Below are 20,935 nucleotides of genomic sequence, written 5' to 3' on the forward strand. Positions count from 1 at the left end.
CTTTTGAATCTGCATGGTGCTTAGGCCTTTGCTTTATCGGCACGTTCCAATGGAATTCTAATATTAATGGTTAATCCGTGCGGATCAGTATGGCTCAATCTGAAAGATTGTTCACTGCCATAAAGCTCTTGTAGGCGTTCACGGCAATTACCTAAGCCGACGCCACTGCTACTGCGGCTCTGGGGGTTGTGTAAGCTGTCTATACCTGGGCCATCGTCAATCACGGCGAGCAATAAGTCATTGCCAAAGGTTTTGGCTTCGATGGCGATGGTGCCGCCATTCACCGCTTGCGCAATGGCATATTTAATCGCGTTTTCCACCAATGGCTGTAGTAGCAAGCTTGGCATCAAAGCTGTTTTGGCATCGCTATCAATATCAAATTTCAGCTTGAGCCGCTCGTCAAAGCGAACTTTTTCAATATCCAGATACAAGCGTAGTGCTTCAACTTCCTCATCAACGGTGACCTTTTGCATGGGGTCATTATCTAAGGAGTAGCGTAAAAATCGGCTCAAGCGGGTAACCATGGTGTTGGCCAGCTGAGTATCTTTATCCAAGATCAAAGTGGAGATGGCATTGAGCGTGTTAAACAGAAAATGCGGGTTAAGCTGGTAGCGCAACATTTTTAGTTGGGCTTCGTGGGCCATAGATAAGGCCTTTAAACCACGCTGGCGCTCCTCTTGCAGCAACATATAGTATTTGATGCCGAAGTAGAGACCACTCCATACCAGAATCACCCAGCTGGCGGTGGTGGCACCGTCAAAGTAAGCCATAAGCTTTTCGATGCCATCATAGTCCTCGTATTTAGGCTTACGACGCTCTGGGAACATGTTGTAGAACACCCAACTACGAGAGGCCATCCAAACGCAGCCGGCAAGATAGGATGCAAACACGACTGCTACCAGGCGGCGGATTGCGCTCATTTCCCACATATAGCGGTAGAGTGCACGCAGTGGCAGTGTGAGTACCATGCCAATAGTACTGACCACGGGTAAGTAGATTAAATAATCGTTGGGCAGCTTGCCCCAGAACAATACGCCCAAATAGAAAGAGACCCCCCATGCTGTCCAGCCAGCAAATTGTAGGGCCCAAAATAAGTAGCGCTTGTCTTGTAAGAGTTTTGTAAGTTTCATGGTCTTATTATAACGGCCTGTAACAAGGGCAGGCTTTTCTTTATCGTGGCTTTTGCTCAATTGGGCGCTAAAATAGGCAGGTGGCTCTAGGCGCCGCAAGGCTTAATTAATTTTACCTGTAAAGTAATGGGTTTTTTCAATGGGGCTTGATAAGCTATCGCTTAGAGTAAATAACAAGTACTACAACAAAGTTAATGAGTGATCTCATATAAGGCATCAAGTGTATGAATTGTGAACAGGATCTGGGCGCAGCAATGAAAGCGGGAATGCGCCGCCTGGCCTCTGGTGTAGCGGTAGTGACCTGTCGTGACCAGGAAAATGGTCGCCAAGCGATGACAGCCTCTTCAGTAACCTCGGTTTCAGATAGCCCGGCCTCACTGTTAGTGTGCGTCAATAAAGCAACCACCATGGCGGCATCTTTAAAGCCCGGGGTGCAATTTGCGGTCAATATTCTAAGTGCCGACCAGCAAGATATTTCCAATGCCTGTGCGGGCGGTGAGCAAGGGGAAGGGCGCTTTGCTGTTGGCCAGTGGCAGGAGAATGCCGATCAGGTTCCGTTGCTGAAAGGCTCCCAAGTGAGCTTTAGCTGTAAGGTGGATCAAGTTCATTCTTATGGCACGCATGATATCGTGATCGGCCAAATCGAATCGGTTTGCCTGGATAATGAGCAATTTTCCCCCTTAATCTACGGTGATGGCGGTTATTTATAAGCCCAGTCTACTATTGTAAGAAATTCTATAAAAATCCTTGACTTAGAAAAGCGATTCGGTAGAATGCGCAGCTCTTCTGAAGGGGGTGGTTAGCTCAGCTGGGAGAGCATCGCCCTTACAAGGCGAGGGTCACAGGTTCGATCCCTGTACCACCCACCAAGTTTAAGCGCGTGAACTTAAGCTTGGCTCTAAAGAAGATATCGCGGACCGGTAGTTCAGTTGGTTAGAATACCGGCCTGTCACGCCGGGGGTCGCGGGTTCGAGTCCCGTCCGGTCCGCCACTATTCCAAAAAGGCTGCAAGCAATTGCAGCCTTTTTTTGTGCCTGAACGAAAGCATGGGGACCGGATGGGCGAGACCCCGCGTATCGGGCTCGACAGAATCGCTTGGAGCGATTTTGGATTGCGACGTAAGGAGCAACCCGAAGGGGCATTTGCAGGAGCAAATGATCAGTCCCGTCCGGTCCGCCACTATTCCAAAAAGGCTGCAAGCAATAGCAGCCTTTTTTTGTGCCTGAAAGAAAGCAAGAAGACCGGATGGGCGACAAATGGGGTCAGAACCCAAGGGTCCTGACCCCTAGAACAGGCACCATCTCGGTAGTATTGTCATGATTTAGCGAAGCCTTTCGCCTATCCATTTTTTAAGTTGTTTGATTCAACAGCTCTTGTCCCTCTAATTTAGAACAAAAAAACTCCTCACTCAGTAACCAAACTGCAATAAAAATTTAACTTGCTTGCCATATCCGCCATCTAATCTGTATGGGTAAAACATTTATTTGGTGACGAAAATGCAAGATTATCTAGAAGAGTTATTGGAGCTTTTGCTCGGTGACGAATATGAGGACGATGAAGTCGATGACTTTTGTGAGTTTTAGTTTGTCCCTCTAATTCTGCCCCATCTGCCCTGGCGACAACAAGCTCGTTAGGGCTAAGCTATCCCTCAGCGCCCAGCCTAATCTCTAATTTCAATCGATCGCTTCATATAGTTCTATTCAATTCAGTGCAATCAAATGTATTTTTGTATCGTTTACTAATGATACGGTTAAATGATTATTGCAGCTTAGCCTGATTTCACAGCTAGTATCTCTGTGCCAAGATAGCATTAGGGTTTGCGGTATTTAAACTTCATTCAAACACAGCCATTCATTTTAGAGACCCTGCAGGATGATAGAGGAGCAAGACCTAAACCGGTTGTATCGTTATGCATTGTCTCTCAGTGCAGATGCTGATCTCGCATACGATTTGGTCCATGGTGCCATTGGTAGATTCTTGGAGCCGCCAAAGCCTGAACTAGAAGATCCTATTCCCTATTTGATGCGCAGTATAAGAAACGCTTTTATTGACATTAAGCGTCGCGACACCCGTTATCAGCACGAGGTTTACGATGATGAAGGACTGCCTCAAGACTACGACATAAGAGCCCTGGAATCCTTATCCATTGACCAAAGCTTTATTGCTCAATTATTAAACCAGCTGAATTCACAAGAGCGTGAAATCTTATATCTCTGGGCAGTGGAGGGCTATAGCACGAGCGAAGTTGCCGACCTATTGAATATGCCAAAAGGCACGTTGCTTTCGAAAATTTATCGCTTACGTAATCGTTTGCTGTCGACAGCCTTTGTAAAAGATGCTCTTCGAAATGGCGGGAGTTACTATGTCTAAGTCTTTGAAATCTGAATTACAAGATCATTACCAGTCGGCCAAACTAAGTGAAAAGCAATTGGAGCGATTGAGTTCGCTTCAGAAACTAAATCATCAAAACGAAATGGTCGAAGTAGAGCCTATAACAGAGCTTTCTCACGCCATGCCATTCTCTAAACGTATGCTTCCGAGCTGGGCTTTAGCCTGCTGTTTTGTATTGGCGATTATATCCCTTTATCTGTTTCAGTGGCGCCCTGAAGAGCCTTGGCCGAAGGCTGATGCTATTGCCGCCGAGGTGGTATACAACCATCTAAAGCAAAGACCTTTGGATTTCGTTGAGAGTGATTTTCGCAAGCTAAATCAGAGTTTCGTGCAGTTAGATTTTAAATTGCAAAATTCGGCGCTACTGGACAATTTTATTTATGGCGGTGGCCGCTATTGTTCTCTGTTAAGTATTCCGGCTGCTCAGATTCGAAGCGCTAAGGGTATTCAAGGAGAATATGAAACCTTATATCAAGTTGACTATCGAGAGTCGATATTTGGTAATTTGCCAAAGCTCTTAGAAGGAGAGACGTCAATAGTTCGTTATCACAAGGGGGTTGCTGTCGAAATATGGGTGGATAAAGGGATACTTTTTGCAAAAACCCATAGTATTTGAGACCTACAGACTAAGAGTAGTTTGATTGTTGGTTTCGCTATCGTTTTGTGGTGGTGACGTTTAAGTTGGCAAAACGACGTAAATATTGCGACTCGTCATTATTTTGCCCTAGAAATTGACTAGCCCTAGGTTTAGACTTGGCTGACAAGTAAAGCAACATGACATGGATGTTGTCTACTTAACATTTTCCATCGAATTTTTGCTCTTGGAGAGCTGTTGCATGGGAGACTGTTGGGGGCCTCAGGAGGGAAGTCGATGGGTGAAATAAGGGCCGACCAGCATCAGCTGGTGGTGTTTTTTGAAGGCGCAGAAGTCAGCCGGCAAATGCTGGTCGAAGAATTTGAATCTGTGCTTGATGGCTTTGTGCCGCTGGTTGATTATAGTGGCCGGCGCTGCCAGTGTGCCTTTTTGCTGGTAAACCCTGATTTAAGCGCAGATGCCGCTGTGTTTTTTCACTTGAATTTTGATGTCTCGGGTCGCCCCGATTTACATTGGAATACCCCGATAAAGCAGCTCGCCTCTCAGGCAAATACTGAGCATTCCCTTGGTTCTAGCGTTCGGATCGCCAGTTATTCTAATTGCAGTATTGCTTGGCATCAGCAAAAACTCTGGGAGCCATTCCCAGAGCAGTTAGAGGCGTTAGAGCGTTGCATCAAAGAAAATCGACTGGGTTTAGGTGAGTTAAATAGGCAGCATAGCTTAACCAGCGAAATTCCTGCTTTACATATCGATGAAGGTGAGGCCCCGTTGGTACTAACGAGTTTAGCCAGTCATGTGCAAAGCGACCTAGATGAGCCAGTGCTCGAAAAACAGCGTAAGGCATTTGAGCAACAGATTAATTTACAGCAGCTCGAACTTGCGAAATTGCGCGATCAAAACAGTGATTTAAAGCTTCAACTTAAGCATCTTGAAAACCGATTTCAAAAGTCGATATACGATACTGTTAGCCAGACCATCGAGCAACGGGAGGTGAAGTGGCAAGCCAAACTGCGACAAGCAAAGCTTTACATCCAGCAGCAGGCTAAGCAAATAAAAGATCTTGAATCTGAGTTGGATCAGGGGCTTGATGACAGTCATTCCGATCAGTCATCACAACTTAAACAATTACAGGCACGTGGTGTAAAGTTGCAGGTGGATCACCCAGGTATCGGTGCTGTTCATATTCCCTACGATGAGCTTGTTGATTATTTGGCCGCGCCTTTGGTTTATGTCGCGAATTTATGCGGGGTTTCAGCCGAAGTTTACGGTGCCTGGTTAAAGCATCGACATAAGCCTCGGTGTCAAGGTTTTGATGAGGCGGGAAGTATTTGTAATATGCCTATTAACGCCGTGAGAGAATTGGCGGAGTTTGTCCCAGGGCGCAGTGATTTTTGCATTCGTCATCAATGCCAGGGCGAATCTAAGGAATCGCTTGCTTAGTTAGTTTGAATTGCTAGAATTTGATTTCCCTTGTTCAGGGGTGAATTTTAGCTGCTTTAGGAACTATATTGAGACTGCATGGCCGTCATACAATTTGGAAATCTCAGTGATTTTTCAGCTTCGAGTCACGAAGCTCTTCTCGAAAATCTATCTCAAGACGCGCTGGCCCAATCTTGCCAAGTTCTAGATGTCAGTTCGAGTGTAAAAAGCGAGCCTGTAGCAATAGAAGTATGGCGCTTGGATAAGGTCTGCCGACGCGCTAGCGGCAATAAGTACTTTAAACAAGCCTTGTATTGGCAGTTGGCCGCACAGCACCCGGATCTTCCCCTTCTTAGTTTTGGGGGGCATTACTCCAATCACCTTTATGCGCTAGCGGCCGAAGCTCAGCGTCGTGATAAGGCATTGATATGTATTTTAAGGGGGCTACATCAAGGGGAGTTAAATCCTTGTTTGAGCGATCTGAAGTCAATGGGTGCTCGTTTGCATTTTGTGAGTCGTAAGGATTACCGCAATAAACACGAACTCACTTACCTCGAAAGTTTACAGCAGCAACTGGGTTCATTTATTTGTGTTCCTGAGGGAGGTGGCCAGCTAATCGGTGCTTGGGGGGCGCAGGCTATCGGTTTGGCGGCAGCGAAAAAAAAGGCAGCAATAACAGTGGTAGCAGCGGGAACTGGCAGTACGGCAGCCGGTATTATCGCAGGCTTAGATTTGGCTGCGGCTCGTTCAAGACAGGCTGGTGATTCGCCCACTGTTCGTCGTGTTGTCATCGTTCCGGTAATTAATTTGCACACTGAAGACGGGCAACGAACTTTGGCAGCGGAGATCACAGGCCTTAGGCGGCAGCTTGCTAAATTGAATGGCCATCATTGCGATACGCTTCTTGAGGAAAATTATGCAAACGCTGTGAATTGGCAGCTGTTAGATGGTTTTCAGTTTGGCGCTTACGGAAAATTCCCGGCTGAATTAAAATTGTTTTTGTCAGAGTTTGAGAGTCGTTTTCAAATCCCCTTAGATCCTATATACACGGCAAAGGCGATGGCCGCAGTATGGTCATCCAAAAACTTAGCTACGCAGGCCAGTTTGCCGCAGGCAGGTCATAGTTTTCTTCATGCTGATGAAAAAATTCTCTTTATTCACAGTGGTGGCTTACAGGGGCGAAGGGGTCACGGCTTGTTTTGAGGCAAGCTCAATCCAGCTATCTGGAACAACAAAGAGCCGCAATTCGGTATAGCCCATGCTGCCAGATTGACTAGTTGTGGGACTTAGAACCAGAGGTAGAGGTCGTGCCAATCTTGTTCGATTGCTGTCTTTGTCCTGTACGCCATTTTGAAAATAATCGTCGATGTAGTTTTTAAAGCGATCTTTGGATAGTAGAGGGTGCTGATAACGATGACTGGGTCGTGGCGCCATAAATTCCAGCTTATTAATCTGAGTAAACCACCATTCTTGCCAGACCTTGCTAATGTCTTCAAAAAGCCTTTCAACTTCACTATGACAAATCCATAAACCCTTTAATTGATCTGATGTTGAGTGCAAGGGTGCGGCCATGGTTTTGTAAGCTGGAAAAAACAGTCTTCCTCGTAATAGGTACTGCGCGTCAACAGGGCTGATTGCTAGCTCCATTAGTCTTTGTTTTGCGGCAGGGTGTTGACTTAAAGTGAGCTGGCGGGTGCCCAGTCTGGATATTTTAATATCAAGGCGGTCGTTGCAATTTGGTCCCAGCCAATGCTGCCAGTTGCTTTCAACACTTTCTTTTTCTGCGTTGGCACTAGTTTGCGGGATTGCCAAACCTAGGTAAAACTTACAGCACATCTCAGTATGCAGGTATCGCTTGTTGTATCTGTCTTGAGTGAGGAAATCAAATTCGCCGACGGTTCTACCTTCATTAAAGTCTGGGTTTTGTATTTGTAGATTTCTCGAAATGAGAATTTGAGAGCTCTCGTGGTGAGAAAAGTAAGCGCTCAATAGGTCCTCGGCATATAGACCTAAGCGTCGTTGTTCGGATACATGTTGAGTCTCAAGCAGATAGTGTTTTTCTGGGCGCCGAAAGCAATCGATACGAAGCCCGTGCTCGTCTTGCGAAAAGTAGCTTTTAAGGTCGAGCAGATCGCTTGAATTCAGCAGCCAATCTAAATCTCTTTGAGTGTTGCTGATTTTGTGATCATTTATACTGTTGTTTTGAGATTGAGCGCCAAAGGCCTTGGCTTCTGCTTGAATTGCTGACATCACCTTATTGGGGTCGAAATCGCTCACCGCCATTGTTTGGCGATCTTTAGCCGGATGATTCTTAGCTTGATTGGGTATTGAGGCTAAACTCATTATTGTTCTGTGTCTCTAGCTGGTTTGTGTCTCTAGTTCAGGCTATTACTATTGTGTTTGCCCTAGAGATTTTGTATTAGCGAGATCGCCGATTTCTGGTATCGGTAAATTCTCTGTTAGAGCGCTTATTAAGCGTGGGCCTTATACCTCGGCTTATCATATAATAAACCCAGTGTGTGAGCTCTGTAGTCCTACACAAGTACGGATTTTAGGTGGTTGGGTGTCAAAACCGACCAAAATGTCAGTTTAGGCAGTACCATTGGTCTGCTTACAATTAGAATTACACTATGGCTGAATTTAAACGTATTGGCTTGATCGGGCGCTTAGGAAGTGAAAGTGTACAGTCTTCGCTCAAGAATCTGATCAGTTTTATTAATACCCGCAACCTTGATGTGGTGCTTGAAAAAGAGACGGCAACCTTACTTCCAGGTCATAATATGGAAGTTTGTAACTACGAAACCCTGGGTAAAACCTGTGATTTGGCTATTGTCGTCGGCGGTGATGGCAGTATTTTGAGTGCTAGCCGAGCATTGGTGAAGTACAAAATCCCTATCTTAGGGGTAAACCGAGGGCGCCTGGGCTTTCTCACCGACATTGCACCAGAAGACATCGATACCTTAGTGGGTGAAGTTCTCGACGGCAAATATGTCATGGAGGAACGCTTCCTACTGCAGATGACGGTGCAAAGAAACGGCCAATGGGTAAGTGGCGGTGATGCCATGAACGATGTTGTCATTCACCCCGGCCAATTTATTCGAATGATCGAATTTGAGCTCTATATTGATGAACACTTTGTCTATCGCCAGCGCTCTGATGGCCTAATTATCTCTACACCGACGGGTTCAACCGCCTATGCCTTAAGTGGTGGTGGCCCGCTTATGCATCCCAAACTGGATGCAATTGTCTTAGTTCCAATGCATGCCCACGCTCTGAATAGCCGCCCAATTGTGGTTGATGGCAGTAGTGATTTGAAAATTGTAATTGGTAAGAATAATACCGCTAAGCCCCATGTTACCTGTGATGGCCAAACTCACGTTATTACTGAGCCTGGTGATGAAATTTTGGTCCATAAGAAATCGCGAAAAGTAAAATTGATGCACCCGCTTAATCAGAATTTTTACGAAACATGTCGCTCTAAGTTGGGATGGAGTAGTTAAGGGCAGATTAATGTGGCTCTGCTAAGTTATCACTGGATTTATAGCCGAAGCCGGTAAAATTCTTGCAGGATTGGCCGCTAGATAAACTATATAGCCAGTTTAGCTGAGTGCTTGATAGTAGCGATAGCGGCTTAGGTTTCAGCAATCTGTTTGATCAGCGTAAAAGAGAAATTAAATTGCCCTCGGTATTTAAATTGTCTACACCAAGAGTAGCCTGCTAGAAGAACACCTGATGATGCACAGCAGTACTTCTACAGCCCAAGGAATTAAGGGCTTCGACATTATTGGCGACATCCATGGTTGCGCCCAGAGTTTAGTGCGCCTATTGGAAAGGCTGGGTTATTCCTGCCAAAAGGGTTTCTATCAGCACCCAAGTCGGCAAGCGGTTTTTCTAGGAGATATCATTGATCGTGGCCCGGCTATACGCCGTTGTGTGCAGCTAATCCGCCCGATGGTGGAGCAGGGAGCTGCGGTAATGGTTTTAGGTAATCATGAGTTGCATGCCATCGCTTATGAGCGTCTGCGAGGTAAGGGCGCTACCACTAATGATCGTTTAATAGAAGAAACGCGCCAGCAATTTGAGAGCTATGAAGCCGAGTGGCAGTCCCATATTTGTTGGTTTGAAAGCCTACCTATTTTCCTTGAATTACCGGGATGTCGAGTGGTACATGCCTGTTGGGATCAAACTATGATCACTCAGTTTAAGCAGGACTTTGCTGGTTTGAGTAGCCGGGACTTTTGGCAATCAGCCATGACCCGAGGTAGTTTTATATCCCGCTTTCTTGATCGTTTAACACGCGGTACTGTCTTACCTTTACCTGATGGGCGCAGTTTAAAAAGCCAAGATGGCTATGTACGTCGATTCTTCCGCACCAAGTTTTGGGCGGAAAAACCGGCAACCTACAGGGATGTCGTTTTTCAGCCAGATCCTTTGCCTGAGGATATTGCCAGTCGAGAACTGGATGCGGATGAGAAGAATAACCTTCTTAATTACGGCAATGAGGAGCCCCCCATCTTTATCGGGCATTATTGGCTGAGTGGAGAACCTCGGGCATTGCGGCCTAATGTAGCCTGCTTGGATTATAGTGCCGTAAAGGATGGAAAGTTGGTTGCTTATCGCTTTGATGGTGAGCAAATCATTCAGGCTGACAAATTTGTATGGGTAGATGTGGCCAAAGAGATCCTCAATGATTCCCAAGAGCACGGTATTCTTTAGTTTTACACTCTCTGCTTAGTTTATAGGCAATATACCGCTCTGTCGGCAGTTACTTCCCCCGTGCTTATCCAGCCTGACACATAGCTCGGCAGCTGGTCTAGCTGCGGTGTATAATGCAAAGCAGCAATTATTTCTTATGGTCCAGTTATGAATTTTGAACAACTTTTAGACAGTATTGATCCGGCCATTTATCAAAACCTTAAAAAGGCTATTGAATTAGGTAAGTGGCCTGATGGTAGGGTGCTAAGTAAAGAGCAAAGGGAATTGTGCTTGCAAGCTGTCATTGCCTATGAACATAAGCATCTTGCTGAGGATGAGCGAACAGCTTATATCCCTCCGAAACCGCATCAGCACTGTGGCGGTAGCGGTGAAGTTGCCGAACCCGATGAAGAGCAGCCATTAAACTGGAAGCACTAGCCAGCACCATTGATTCAGCGAAAATAACTTATACCCATATCCAATAGTGAAGTGAAATCGTGAGCGATAAAACCATATATCTAAAAGACTATAGAGCCCCAGCTTACTGGATTGATCGTACGGATTTGTATGTCGATTTACGCGATGACAAAACCACCGTGATCAACCAAATGAGCATGCGTATAAACCCAGAGGCCAGTGCCGAAGAGCGCTTGATATTGGCCTTGCATGGGCAAGAATTAGAGCTTTTGTCGCTTGAATTAAATGGACAAATTGTTGCGCCCGACGACTATCATTTAGATGGCGAAGGTTTATCCATTTACATGGATCGACTAGAGCTGGATCTCGCTAATAATGCCCTGAGTTTTGAGTTGACTGTTAAAACTCAGATAGAGCCCCAAAACAATACTTCACTAGAAGGATTGTACAAATCAAGTGGTATGTATTGCACACAGTGCGAGGCAGAAGGCTTTCGGAAAATTAGCTATTACCTCGATCGACCTGATGTAATGAGTGAGTTTTTTACCAGTATTGAAGCCGATGGAAGTGTGTATCCGGTGATGCTCAGCAACGGTAATAAGCTTGAGGACACCATTCTAGAAAGTGGACGTCGATTGGTACGCTGGCACGACCCCCACAAAAAACCGGCCTATCTGTTTGCCTTGGTGGCAGGCGATCTTGAGTGTGTGGAAGATTATTTCACCACTAAGAGTGGGCGAAAGGTCTTGCTGCAAATTTTTGTTGAAGCAAAAGATCTTGATAAGTGCCAGCACGCCATGGATTCCCTTAAAAACTCTATGAGCTGGGATGAAGAGGTCTATGGGCGAGAATACGATCTCGATATATTTATGATCGTCGCTGTCGATGACTTTAATATGGGCGCTATGGAAAACAAAGGGCTCAATATCTTCAATACCTCATGTGTATTGGCAAAGGCCGAAACGACTACCGATGCCGGCTTTCAGCGGGTAGAAGCGGTGGTAGCTCATGAATACTTCCATAATTGGTCTGGAAATCGCGTGACTTGTCGCGATTGGTTCCAGTTATCGCTTAAGGAAGGCTTTACTGTATTTCGCGATGCGCAGTTTTCTGCTGATATGGGGTCGGCAACCGTCAAGCGCGTAGAGGATGTCAGCTTACTTCGTAGTGCACAGTTTGCTGAGGATGGTGGCCCTTTAGCGCATGCGGTTAGGCCGGCATCTTTTGTTGAGATTTCAAATTTCTATACTCTAACTATTTATGAAAAGGGCGCTGAAATCGTCCGCATGTTACATACCTTGTTGGGTGAGGAGCTGTTTCGCCAAGGGGCTGATTTGTACTTTGATCGTCATGATGGCCAGGCTGTTACCGTAGAGGATTTTGTTGCCGCAATGGCTGAAGTCTCAGGCCGAGATTTTAAGCAGTTCATGAATTGGTATCAGCAAGCGGGAACCCCAGAGCTTAATATAAGTGAAAACTACGATGAAGTAGCGCGCGAGTACAAAGTGCGTATCGAGCAGTATTGTCGCCCAACACCTGAAAGCAATGAAAAACAGCCTTATCTCGTTCCACTGAATGTCAGCTTATGGGGTGAGGCGGGGGCCTTAGCCATTCGCTTAAAAGATCAAGAAGCAGATTTTGAAAGCTCTGATAACACTCAAGCAATCATTGAGCTAACAGAAGAAGTTACCGAGCTGTGTTTTTGCGATGTGCCGGAACGCCCAGTTATTTCTTTATTACGTGGTTTTTCGGCGCCGGTAAAATTGCATTTTCAGCGTGATCACCAGCAGTTGCTGCGTTTGATGACCATGGAAAGCGACGGTTTTACGCGCTGGGATGCCTGCCAGACTTTGCTATTAAATGCTATTGCAGAATTAGAAACAGTCGCGTCAGATGATACAAAAGAGCAACAGTATTTGTGCCAACCTATAGCCGAGGCATTCAAAGCGCTATTGCAAGATGACAATGTAGACCCTGCGATGGTCGCATTGATGCTGCAATTACCGTCTTTGAGTTACTTGATTGAATTACGTCAAGAAGTGCAGTTGGAGAAGCTAGATGCGGCTCGTGAGATATTGCGTTTAGCCATTGCAAATGCCTGTTTTCAAGAGTTTAAAGCTATCTATCAGGCTTACGATCATGCCGAGGCTTATCAAGCCAAGGCTGGACAGATTGCCAAGCGAAGTCTAAAAAATATGGCGCTTAGCTATTTGATGTTAGCGGCAGATAAGGGCGATCAGGGCACGGTATCTGAACAACTTATTCGGTCTTGTGTTGAGCAGTTTCAGCATGCGAATAATATGAGCGACCAAATTTCTGCACTACAAGTTTTGCTGAATGCAAACTGTGCAGAGCAGCAAGCTAAGCAAGCTCTTGATAGCTTTTATCAACAGTGGAAAAGTGAAACGCTGGTTGTCAATCTATGGCTGCAAAGCCAGGCCTTACGAAGATCAAGTGACGCGCTGGAGCAGGTGGACACGCTAAAACAGCATCCGGCTTATGATGGTCTAAATCCTAATAAAGTGCGCTCCTTAATTGGAGCATTTTGTGGTCAGAACTTAATGGCTTTTCATGCTTCTGATGATGACGGGCAGCCAAGCGATAAAGCCTATCAGTTCCTAGCAAAAGAAGTGCTTGCTCTAGATAAGCATAACCCCCAGATAGCGGCTCGTTTACTAGTGCCGCTAACTCGTTGGCACAAATTTGGAGGGACGAGACAGTCTCTGATGAAGACAGCGTTACAAAGTATTGCCGAGCGCGAGATCTCTAAAGATGTACGAGAGCTGGTAGAGAAAAGCTTATAAAATGAGCTGGTCAATAATAAAAAAGCCAGCGTATTGCTGGCTTTTTTATTATCTAATGAGGGTAGAGGGGCGGCAGTAAAGACTCATCCCGCTGCTCTTGATTAAGCTGCGTTTCAAGAGCTGAGATAGCCTCTCTGAGTACTTCCTTATCTATCGCTTGTGCAGCTTCCGCCCGTGCACTATAGAGTTGGGCTTCTAGCTGTTTGAACAACTTCTCCAACTCACTATTTGCAAAACAGTTTTCAAAATGAGGATATTGGCTCTTCTGCTTGTTGATATAGCTTTGCAAGCTCTGAAATTGTGCCTTTGCATCAGTTTGCGCAATCACTACTTCCAGGTTTCCCGTATTCGGTCTAGCAGCGTCTGGCTGCTTGCCGATCTTAAGCTGCTCCTTCAGTAGTTCATTGTCTCTCCAGAGTTTGACACTCACTAGGGTAAAGGCAATTGCTAAAATAGCGCTGAATAGGGAAAAGATTATCCAGCCGCTAAGCGAATCGCTATTGGCTTGGGTAAGATGATGTTCATTAGCTTGCGCTTCTTCAGGTACGTTGCCGGATAGCTCTTTCTTATCGCTAGCTGTGGCGCTAGCAACTGAAGGTTCTTGGTTCTGAGTTTGGTTTGGATTCGCTGCCGAAGCTTTGACATTAATATCCATAGCGGGAAGCTTGGCCGTTTGCCATTGTTGGCGAGCGGTATTCCACCAGCGTATCTCAATAGCGGGCAGGGTAAGTGGTCCGGCCTTACTGGCAATGATTGCGGTAGAAATGCGACGCGTGCCAGTAATACCGCTGTTATCTTTATCGTCTTCGCTTTGAGGTTGCTCAGGGTAGGTTTTTATACGACCTTTCAGCTCGGGGGCTTGGCCCATGTCAATATTGGGGAGTTGTGCGGCGGTTAGGCCTTTTGCGGTGATTTCAATTTTTCGAGTAATGGGTTCGCCCACTTGCATTTGTTCTGGATCGTTACTCCAGCTTTGGCTAATCGTCAGCTGCTCTGCAGGAAGCCAATCGGTAGATTTTTCAGGGCTTGCTTTAATTTCTAGCTCTATCGCTTCGCTCTGTAAACGATGGATACGCCCACTGTTGTTATTAAATGGATCGAAGATGTTTCTTCGCCCGCCACTAACTCCAATACTCCAGCGAAGCCTTGGTAGTGCAAGCTTGCCGCTGTGCTGCGGGTATATTGCATAGCGGGTTTCTACCACTACATAAGGGCGGCCACCAATACGCGTCTGGTAGTCAAACTGAGCAAGCAGTTCGACCTTTGCCTTGTCTAGTTGAAGCGGCTCTGGATCAAAACTGCTTATGTTGACTGCACTGTACAGTTTTTGTGTGAATATGATTTGTTCTTGAACAAAGGCGGTATCTTTGTCTGTGGTAGTTTCTAAGAAGATATCCCGCTTTGCTCCGTTAGCGTTGCTCTGTTTACTGACAGTAATGGGGATAGCGTCAGAAAACTCACCGTCGTATTCAAAGCTGGGAATAATGAGTTGCCCTTCACGCTTGGGGCCGAGTGTTAAAACCCATTCGGTAATTGAGCTGACTTTTCCGTTCATGCTCTGATAGCGATTGCTCTTATGTTGTCTCAAGATATCGAAGTTTTGTTGCAGCTCGTCGAATGATGGCGCGCTAAAAGCAGCTTGCTCATCGATAGCCACCGTAAGAGTAAGAGTTTCGCTCATTGCTATGCTGTTTCTATCGATCTTGGCAGTAATATTCAACGCAAAGCTCGCTGTGCTGCACGCTAAAAGGCAGAAAAGGGCCAGGGCTTTGCCTAGCAAAGGGAGCTTTGCCTTTTGGTCACTATACTTTGACATTGCGTCACTATTGATTTGTTTGCTCATCATTTTATCTTTCGAATCTCGTCCTAATAACGCTTATGGGCATCGTTCTTGGGGAGCTTTAATTTGCCATTGCGAATCGCCAACTGCTTTTGACGCTCTTCATATAGAAATTTCTCCCGCAATAAGCCGGAGGGGTCGTCTGGAACCTGCTTTAACCATTGCTCCAGAGCCTGTTTCTCTTCATCACTTAGCGACTCTTCAGGGCTAGCCATCGCTTGAGCTTGCTGTTCTTCGGTTTCTTGTTCTTCTGTCTTTGGTTCTTCAGTCTCTGGTTTATCGTTTTGCTTGTTCTGAGCTTCTTGCTCTTTGTTGTTTTTCTCTTCTTCGCTCTCGTTTTCACGATTTTCTTGATCGCTGTTTTCATGCTCGGAAGACTGTTCATTTGAGTTGTCAGGCTGCTGTTGCTCTTCAGAGTTTTCCTTGTTGTCCGAACCTTGCTGATCTTCTTTGGAATCCGATTCCTGCTCACCGGAATCTTGTTGCTCCGATTCTTGATTTTGCTGATTCTGATTATTCTCTTGCTGGTTTTCCTGTTTTAGTTTTTCGATCAGATCTTTATTGAACTGGGCGTCCTCAAAATTTGATTGAAGCTCAAGTGCGCGATCATAGGCTTTGATGGCTTCATCGAGTTGGCCGGCTTTGGCAAGTGCATTGCCGTGATTGTAATGCAGTTCTGGGTCTAGGCTGTCTTTACTAAGATTTGCCAGCGATTCAGCCGCTTTATCGTATTGCCCCCCTTGGTAGTCAGAAAGGGCCTGCCATTGCGGATTCTTAAATAGCTCGCTAGCCTTGTTATAGTCTTGATCTTGGTAGGCCTTAAGGGCACGTTGATCCTTAGAGTACCAAAGCTTGTCAATTAAACTATCTTGTTTTTCATTGTGAGATTCACTTGTGCTACTAACCTGTTCACCATCGGCCATTGCTGGCACGGAAGGAAGGCTCAGTAATGAGCTAAATAAGGCAAGCATTGCAAATGTACTTATTAGACCGCCTTTGCGGAAGGCAAAAGGAAAAAACGCTAACAATACCAGCGCTAGCCAGTGTCCATTATCTTGCCATTGATCAAACTCGCGATCGACTAGATTGTCTTGCTGATCTTGCGTACCCAAAGAAAGATCGCTGCGATTTTGCCAGAATGCCTCGAGAGACTGTAAATCCTGCTCGCCTGGGCTTAGCTGAACAAATCGACCGCCATTGTCGTTAGCTAAATCTTTAAGTTCCTTAATATCGGTTTTAGCAATAACAATATTGCCTTGATTATCTTTGATAAATCCTCTTCCGCTAGGAATTGGACCGCCATCTTGGCTGCCAACGGCCATTACCGATAATCGAAAGGGGCTGCCTTGCAATACATCGTTGATAGCCTCACTGGCTACAGGATCGACGCCGTCGCTCAGTAACAGAATGTCGCCATACTGACGGCCGCTATCTTTTAATAGTTGAATAGCTCTTTCAATAGCCGATTCTGTATTGCTTCCAGGTATTGGCATTAAACTGGGTTTCAGTACCGGCAGTAAGTTGATGATCGTTTCTACATCATCGGTTAGAGGTGTAACAATGTGTGCTTCACCACCATAAACAATCAAGCCGGTTTGCCCTTCTTTGCGCAGCTTCATCAAGTCAATTAGCTTAAAGCGGCTTATGCTCAAGCGCGAAGGCTTTATATCCTGGCTGTTCATCGACGGAGACAGATCGAGTACCACTACCAGGGCATCTTGCTTTTGAATGATAGGTTGCGGAATTTTTTCCCAGCTTGGCCCAGCCAGCCCTAAAATGCCAAAACAAAGGACTATTGCCAGTAGCCACCACGGTGTCTGACGTTGTATGGCCTGCTGATCGACCAAAAGAGAGGCCAATAATTTCTCGTCTACCCACTTATTCCACGCAGATCGTCCTTTAGCTTGTTTTGCTGCTAGATAGAGCAATGTAACTACGACTGGAATAAGCAACAGCGCCCAAGGGCGTAATAAATGAAAATTTTCAATTGCTTCCATCTTTAGCCCTCCGTTTCGCTGCTGCGCATTGTTGCTGCAAATTGAAAAGCGTTTTTAAGGATCAGCAGTAAACTAATCAAGAGTAAAGCGATGCCTAATGGCCAGTGGGTATAAGATTTTTGCGGACGGAAGGTTTCCTCGGCTTGTTCTATAGGTTCTAGCTGATCAAGCAGGTGATAGATTTTTTGCAGTTCTTGCGGATTTCGTGCGCGAAAATATTGGCCGCCTGTCATCTCTGCGATTTTCTGTAAGCTGTCTTCATCAAGATCGGCCGATGGGTTGACTGTGCGGCTGCCAAATGAACTACCAAAAACACCTGGGATGGTCATTTGATCGGCTCCGACACCAATGGTGTAGATTTTAACTTGAGTTTGCTTTGCCAGCTCGGCAGCTTTCAGAGGAGCAACTTCGCCAGCCGTATTGGCACCGTCAGTTAGCAGAATTAATACTCGTGAATCGGCAGGGCGCTCGCGTAAGCGTTTAATGGCTAAGCCAATAGCATCGCCAATAGCGGTTTTCTCGCCGGCAAAGCCTAGCTGTGCTTCGTCCAGCAATTGTTTGACGGTAGCTCTATCAAAGGTCAGAGGGGCTTGCAAATAGGCTCGACTGCCAAACAATACTAGGCCTAAGCGATCATGCTTACGGCGTTCGACAAATTCACCAACTACGGCTTTAACCGCCCAAAGTCTAGGAACCTGTTCACCGTCTAATTCCATATCGGGTGTTTTCATTGAGCCAGAAATATCAACGGCCATTAACAGGTCGCGTCCACTGGACGGCATCTCGATAGGTTCACCAATCCATACCGGTCTAGCACATGCCAATAGTAAGCAAAGCCATATAAGCCACAAAAGCGGCAGTTGCCACTTGGCTTGGGTTTGATGTGTTTGTTGTTGGGCCAGCTGTTGGTAAAAAGGTACTTTTAGTGCCGCGCTACTATCTTGCTTGCTGGCTAATAATTTTCTAAACAGTAAAGGCAGGGGCAGCAGCAGTAATAGCCAAGGCCAGATCAACTCAAGCATGGCGATCTCCTTGGTGGCGTAGCAGCCAAGTTCGACAAGCTAGTTGAAGTGGCGATATGTTGCTGCTGGATAATTTGTCCGCGGGCCAATAGGGCGCTTCTGATAATAACTGAAAAGCCTGTGGGTCAACCTCAGGGCAGTGTTTTGATAAAAAGGCCAGCCATTCCTGTTGGTTCAAACCCGCTGGGTTTTCAGTGGCATAGTGCAACATCGCCACACGCTTTAGCAGCGTATTGGCTTGCTGGATAAATTCCAGTTTGTTTTCTTGCGGAATCGCGTCGAACTCTTTGATGGCCCACTGGTTTTGTCGTTTATGCTGGTAGTTTGCAGACTGTTTGTATTTACGAAACACTATCACAGCTGTAATAACTGCGATAATTGCGACGAGAGTAAGCCAGAATAATCCAGGTGGAATTAAGCCGGGCTCTGCCGGTAGGTGAATGTCACGTAGTTCCGCCAAAGGGTCCGCACTGCCAGGGTTAATACTGTTTGGCGCTGCTTGGGCCGAGACTGTACTTGTTGGCAGTAGACTAATAAAAAGTGCAGGCACAAACAGTTTGGGCGCGTAAGGCACATAGGCAAACATAGAAAAAGAACTCTTATCCATTTTTGCCCCTGCGCTTTATTTTTTGTGAAAAACGCTCTTTCAAAAAGGCAATGGGGTTGTTGTTTGTTTGGCAGTGTAATAATTCAACGGCTGACTTTTTGCAGGCTTGCTCTAAGAGCTGTGCACTATTAATTTGCCGCTGTTCGAAATCACGCAGAGCCTGCTCGTTGCTAAGTTGGCTACGTTGCTTGCCATCAGAGATGCTCAGCCCGTGAAGCTTACTAAGCTGGCTTTCCAGTGGATCACTAATTTTAATACAGCTCACATCAATATGGCGCGCCAAACAATGCAACTGATGGTGTGCAGCTTCATCAAAATCGTGGAAGTCACTCAGAATAAATACGGCACTTCCAGGGCGAGCGACACGGCGACTATCGAGTAAAATATCGGCGATACTAATTGAGTCTTGCTGCAAATCTTGTGCGGGGTCTTCGCAAAGTGTGTGCAGTAATTCCATCACGCGGTGTTTGCTGCGCGCTGGGCGGATATCGTGTTGAGTTTTAGCGTTAAACACCAGGCCACCAACACGATCTTTGTGATGAATAGCGGCCCAAGCTAACTGAGCGGCTAGGTTGGCTAGTTGTACTGATTTGAAGCGTACCTGACTACCGAAATACATATTAGGGCGCAAATCACAGACCAACAGTACTGGGCGCTCACGTTCTTCACGAAACAGTTTGGTATGTGGCACCTGTGTGCGAGCGGTTACCCGCCAATCAATTGTTCGCACATCATCGCCCGCTTGGTATTGACGGACTTCTTCAAACTCCATTCCGCGACCACGCTGTGAGGTTCGCTGTTGTCCAAGCAAAACCGAGCGGCTGTACTGCCGGCTATAGATATTGAGCTCCTGGGCTGGGTGCCGCAGTTGCAATAGGCTGGCTAAATCGCTGTGGTTACCATCGAGTTGCAGATCTTGTTTGCTCGTCATTGGATCAGTTACGCCACCGGCACCAATTGCAGTAAGCGATCGATAACTTGATTTGGAGTTATGCCATTGGCCTCGGCCTCAAAACTCAATAACAAGCGATGGCGAATCACATCGTGTGCAATGGCTTGTACATTTTGAGGGCTGACAAAATCTTGGCCGTTAAGCCATGCATGGGCGCGGGAGCAGCGATCAAGGGCAATGGTTCCTCGCGGGCTTATCCCAAACTCTATCCAGTCGGCCAGCTGGGGATCGTAAGCAGCTGGGTTACGGGTGGCCGCGGTAAGTTGCACGATGTAATCTTCTACCGCATCGGCCATGTGCAATCCTAAGCAGGCCTGGCGCATGGCAAAAATATCCTGTTGAGACACCGGTTCAATTGGGTTTTGTTGGAGCTTGCTATCTTCCTGGCGGGTAAGCTGAAGAATACGCTTTTCTGCTTCAGTATCTGGGTAGCCTACCTCGACATGCATTAAAAAGCGGTCCAATTGCGCCTCAGGTAGGGGGTAGGTACCTTCTTGCTCAATTGGGTTTTGAGTCGCCATAACCAAAAATAGCTCGGGTAGCGGGTAGGTTTTGCCGCCAACACTGATCTGTCCCTCTGCCATGGCTTCTAGTAAGGCTGATTGAACCTTGGCTGGGGCGCGGTTGATCTCATCGGCTAGCACTAGGTTGTGAAAGATTGGGCCCGGCTTAAATTCGAACTCGCCGTTTTGAGGGCGATAGATATCGGTGCCGGTAACATCGGAAGGCAATAGATCCGGGGTAAACTGAATGCGCTGAAAATCTCCTTCAAGGCCATCGGACAGGGTTTTAATGGCCTTTGTTTTAGCCAGCCCTGGGGCGCCTTCGACTAAAAGGTGACCATTGGCCAGAATGGCGATCAATAATCGTTCACTTAGCTCTGGTTGGCCAATAATGTGCTCGTTTAGCCATTGGCTTAAATCGGCCAGTTTAGCGCTGTCTATCATAAAAATGCCTTTATCTTCTGTTTAGTTGGCGGTTTTTGATCAGAGTTTTGATGAAAAAATCACCCTTTAAAAGATCTTCAATGCTTTATGTTCACATGGTGTCTAGACGCCACTTTTTC

The 20,935-nt window shown here is 46.3% G+C and carries 17 protein-coding genes and 2 tRNA genes; 11 read left to right on the plus strand and 8 right to left on the minus strand.

The features are described from left to right. Positions 1–20: 20 nt before the first annotated feature. A complete protein-coding gene (locus tag Q1A08_RS01070; RefSeq protein WP_299768453.1) occupies positions 21–1,130 on the minus strand; it encodes a histidine kinase in 1,110 nt (369 codons plus the stop codon). Positions 1,131–1,354: 224 nt separating this feature from the next. On the opposite strand from Q1A08_RS01070, the gene Q1A08_RS01075 reads away from it, so the two are divergent. The 7 genes from Q1A08_RS01075 to Q1A08_RS01105 all read left to right on the plus strand — a co-directional run bounded on the left by Q1A08_RS01075 (position 1,355) and on the right by Q1A08_RS01105 (position 6,738). Then, positions 1,355–1,840, plus strand: a complete 486-nt coding sequence (locus Q1A08_RS01075) for a flavin reductase family protein (RefSeq protein ID WP_299768456.1) — start codon at positions 1,355–1,357, stop codon at positions 1,838–1,840. A gap of 83 nt (positions 1,841–1,923) precedes the next feature. Next, positions 1,924–1,999: transfer RNA gene (locus tag Q1A08_RS01080), tRNA-Val, on the plus strand. 45 nt (positions 2,000–2,044) lie between these two features. After that, a tRNA-Asp gene (locus tag Q1A08_RS01085) sits at positions 2,045–2,121 on the plus strand. A gap of 881 nt (positions 2,122–3,002) precedes the next feature. Continuing rightward, the gene (locus Q1A08_RS01090; protein ID WP_299768459.1) at positions 3,003–3,500 is read left to right on the plus strand and encodes an RNA polymerase sigma factor; all 498 of its coding nucleotides are present in this window, start codon (positions 3,003–3,005) and stop codon (positions 3,498–3,500) included. Beyond that, the gene (locus Q1A08_RS01095; RefSeq protein ID WP_299768462.1) at positions 3,493–4,137 is read left to right on the plus strand and encodes a hypothetical protein; all 645 of its coding nucleotides are present in this window, start codon (positions 3,493–3,495) and stop codon (positions 4,135–4,137) included. Before Q1A08_RS01090 ends, Q1A08_RS01095 begins: the two co-directional genes overlap by 8 nt. Positions 4,138–4,392: 255 nt before the next feature. After that, positions 4,393–5,556 (plus strand): hypothetical protein, encoded by a 1,164-nt coding sequence (locus Q1A08_RS01100; protein ID WP_299768465.1) that lies wholly within the window; start codon positions 4,393–4,395, stop codon positions 5,554–5,556. A 78-nt stretch (positions 5,557–5,634) separates the two neighbouring features. Continuing rightward, positions 5,635–6,738, plus strand: a complete 1,104-nt coding sequence (locus Q1A08_RS01105; protein ID WP_299768468.1) for a pyridoxal-phosphate dependent enzyme — start codon at positions 5,635–5,637, stop codon at positions 6,736–6,738. On the opposite strand, the gene Q1A08_RS01110 is transcribed toward Q1A08_RS01105, so the two are convergent. Further along, positions 6,706–7,878 carry a DUF1853 family protein gene (locus Q1A08_RS01110; protein ID WP_299768471.1) on the minus strand — a complete coding sequence of 391 codons (1,173 nt, stop codon included), beginning with the start codon at positions 7,876–7,878 and terminating at the stop codon, positions 6,706–6,708. The two genes, Q1A08_RS01105 and Q1A08_RS01110, sit on opposite strands and share 33 nt — an antisense overlap. A 287-nt stretch (positions 7,879–8,165) precedes the next feature. Between Q1A08_RS01110 and Q1A08_RS01115 the strand changes: the two genes are divergently transcribed. The 4 genes from Q1A08_RS01115 (at position 8,166) to pepN (ending at position 13,451) form a co-directional block, all read left to right on the plus strand. Continuing rightward, positions 8,166–9,035: an NAD(+) kinase gene (locus tag Q1A08_RS01115; protein WP_299768474.1), complete on the plus strand. Its 870-nt coding sequence runs from the start codon at positions 8,166–8,168 to the stop codon at positions 9,033–9,035. A 232-nt stretch (positions 9,036–9,267) separates the two neighbouring features. Then, positions 9,268–10,251 (plus strand): metallophosphoesterase, encoded by a 984-nt coding sequence (locus Q1A08_RS01120; protein WP_299768477.1) that lies wholly within the window; start codon positions 9,268–9,270, stop codon positions 10,249–10,251. Positions 10,252–10,398: 147 nt separating this feature from the next. Beyond that, positions 10,399–10,668 carry a DUF1315 family protein gene (locus Q1A08_RS01125; RefSeq protein WP_299768480.1) on the plus strand — a complete coding sequence of 90 codons (270 nt, stop codon included), beginning with the start codon at positions 10,399–10,401 and terminating at the stop codon, positions 10,666–10,668. Positions 10,669–10,727: 59 nt separating this feature from the next. Continuing rightward, the gene (pepN, locus tag Q1A08_RS01130; protein WP_299768483.1) at positions 10,728–13,451 is read left to right on the plus strand and encodes an aminopeptidase N; all 2,724 of its coding nucleotides are present in this window, start codon (positions 10,728–10,730) and stop codon (positions 13,449–13,451) included. Positions 13,452–13,503: 52 nt separating this feature from the next. Here pepN and Q1A08_RS01135 read toward each other — a convergent pair whose 3' ends face one another. From Q1A08_RS01135 to Q1A08_RS01160, 6 genes are read right to left on the minus strand one after another with little or no spacing between them, the layout of a single operon-like run. After that, positions 13,504–15,297, minus strand: a complete 1,794-nt coding sequence (locus Q1A08_RS01135; protein WP_363323471.1) for a BatD family protein — start codon at positions 15,295–15,297, stop codon at positions 13,504–13,506. A gap of 20 nt (positions 15,298–15,317) precedes the next feature. Then, on the minus strand, positions 15,318–17,288 hold the full coding sequence (locus Q1A08_RS01140) for a VWA domain-containing protein (RefSeq protein ID WP_299768489.1): 1,971 nt from the start codon (positions 17,286–17,288) through the stop codon (positions 15,318–15,320). Positions 17,289–17,290: 2 nt separating this feature from the next. Next, positions 17,291–18,310, minus strand: coding sequence for a VWA domain-containing protein (locus Q1A08_RS01145; protein WP_299768492.1), 1,020 nt, complete (start codon positions 18,308–18,310; stop codon positions 17,291–17,293). After that, a complete protein-coding gene (locus Q1A08_RS01150; protein WP_299768495.1) occupies positions 18,303–18,917 on the minus strand; it encodes a DUF4381 domain-containing protein in 615 nt (204 codons plus the stop codon). Before Q1A08_RS01150 ends, Q1A08_RS01145 begins: the two co-directional genes overlap by 8 nt. Continuing rightward, entirely contained in the window at positions 18,910–19,848 is a 939-nt protein-coding gene (locus Q1A08_RS01155; RefSeq protein ID WP_299768497.1) for a DUF58 domain-containing protein, read from the minus strand. Before Q1A08_RS01155 ends, Q1A08_RS01150 begins: the two co-directional genes overlap by 8 nt. Positions 19,849–19,856: 8 nt before the next feature. Then, positions 19,857–20,816, minus strand: coding sequence for a MoxR family ATPase (locus Q1A08_RS01160; protein WP_299768500.1), 960 nt, complete (start codon positions 20,814–20,816; stop codon positions 19,857–19,859). Between the last annotated feature and the right edge of the window lie 119 nt (positions 20,817–20,935).

This window comes from uncultured Pseudoteredinibacter sp. (genome assembly GCF_947500695.1).
In the GTDB taxonomy this organism is placed as follows: domain Bacteria; phylum Pseudomonadota; class Gammaproteobacteria; order Pseudomonadales; family Cellvibrionaceae; genus Pseudoteredinibacter.

What these genes read in the sequence shown, in the direction of transcription:
- Q1A08_RS01090 (WP_299768459.1), top strand. Translation starts at nt 3,003, where the DNA reads ATGATAGAGGAGCAAGACCTAAACCGGTTGTATCGTTATGCATTGTCT.
- Q1A08_RS01140 (WP_299768489.1), bottom strand. Translation starts at nt 17,288, where the DNA reads ATGGAAGCAATTGAAAATTTTCATTTATTACGCCCTTGGGCGCTGTTG.
- Q1A08_RS01135 (WP_363323471.1), bottom strand. Translation starts at nt 15,297, where the DNA reads ATGATGAGCAAACAAATCAATAGTGACGCAATGTCAAAGTATAGTGAC.
- Q1A08_RS01095 (WP_299768462.1), top strand. Translation starts at nt 3,493, where the DNA reads ATGTCTAAGTCTTTGAAATCTGAATTACAAGATCATTACCAGTCGGCC.
- Q1A08_RS01115 (WP_299768474.1), top strand. Translation starts at nt 8,166, where the DNA reads ATGGCTGAATTTAAACGTATTGGCTTGATCGGGCGCTTAGGAAGTGAA.
- Q1A08_RS01150 (WP_299768495.1), bottom strand. Translation starts at nt 18,917, where the DNA reads ATGGATAAGAGTTCTTTTTCTATGTTTGCCTATGTGCCTTACGCGCCC.
- Q1A08_RS01110 (WP_299768471.1), bottom strand. Translation starts at nt 7,878, where the DNA reads ATGAGTTTAGCCTCAATACCCAATCAAGCTAAGAATCATCCGGCTAAA.
- Q1A08_RS01160 (WP_299768500.1), bottom strand. Translation starts at nt 20,816, where the DNA reads ATGATAGACAGCGCTAAACTGGCCGATTTAAGCCAATGGCTAAACGAG.
- Q1A08_RS01120 (WP_299768477.1), top strand. Translation starts at nt 9,268, where the DNA reads ATGATGCACAGCAGTACTTCTACAGCCCAAGGAATTAAGGGCTTCGAC.
- Q1A08_RS01075 (WP_299768456.1), top strand. Translation starts at nt 1,355, where the DNA reads ATGAATTGTGAACAGGATCTGGGCGCAGCAATGAAAGCGGGAATGCGC.
- Q1A08_RS01070 (WP_299768453.1), bottom strand. Translation starts at nt 1,130, where the DNA reads ATGAAACTTACAAAACTCTTACAAGACAAGCGCTACTTATTTTGGGCC.
- Q1A08_RS01145 (WP_299768492.1), bottom strand. Translation starts at nt 18,310, where the DNA reads ATGCTTGAGTTGATCTGGCCTTGGCTATTACTGCTGCTGCCCCTGCCT.
- Q1A08_RS01100 (WP_299768465.1), top strand. Translation starts at nt 4,393, where the DNA reads ATGGGTGAAATAAGGGCCGACCAGCATCAGCTGGTGGTGTTTTTTGAA.
- Q1A08_RS01105 (WP_299768468.1), top strand. Translation starts at nt 5,635, where the DNA reads ATGGCCGTCATACAATTTGGAAATCTCAGTGATTTTTCAGCTTCGAGT.
- Q1A08_RS01125 (WP_299768480.1), top strand. Translation starts at nt 10,399, where the DNA reads ATGAATTTTGAACAACTTTTAGACAGTATTGATCCGGCCATTTATCAA.
- Q1A08_RS01155 (WP_299768497.1), bottom strand. Translation starts at nt 19,848, where the DNA reads ATGACGAGCAAACAAGATCTGCAACTCGATGGTAACCACAGCGATTTA.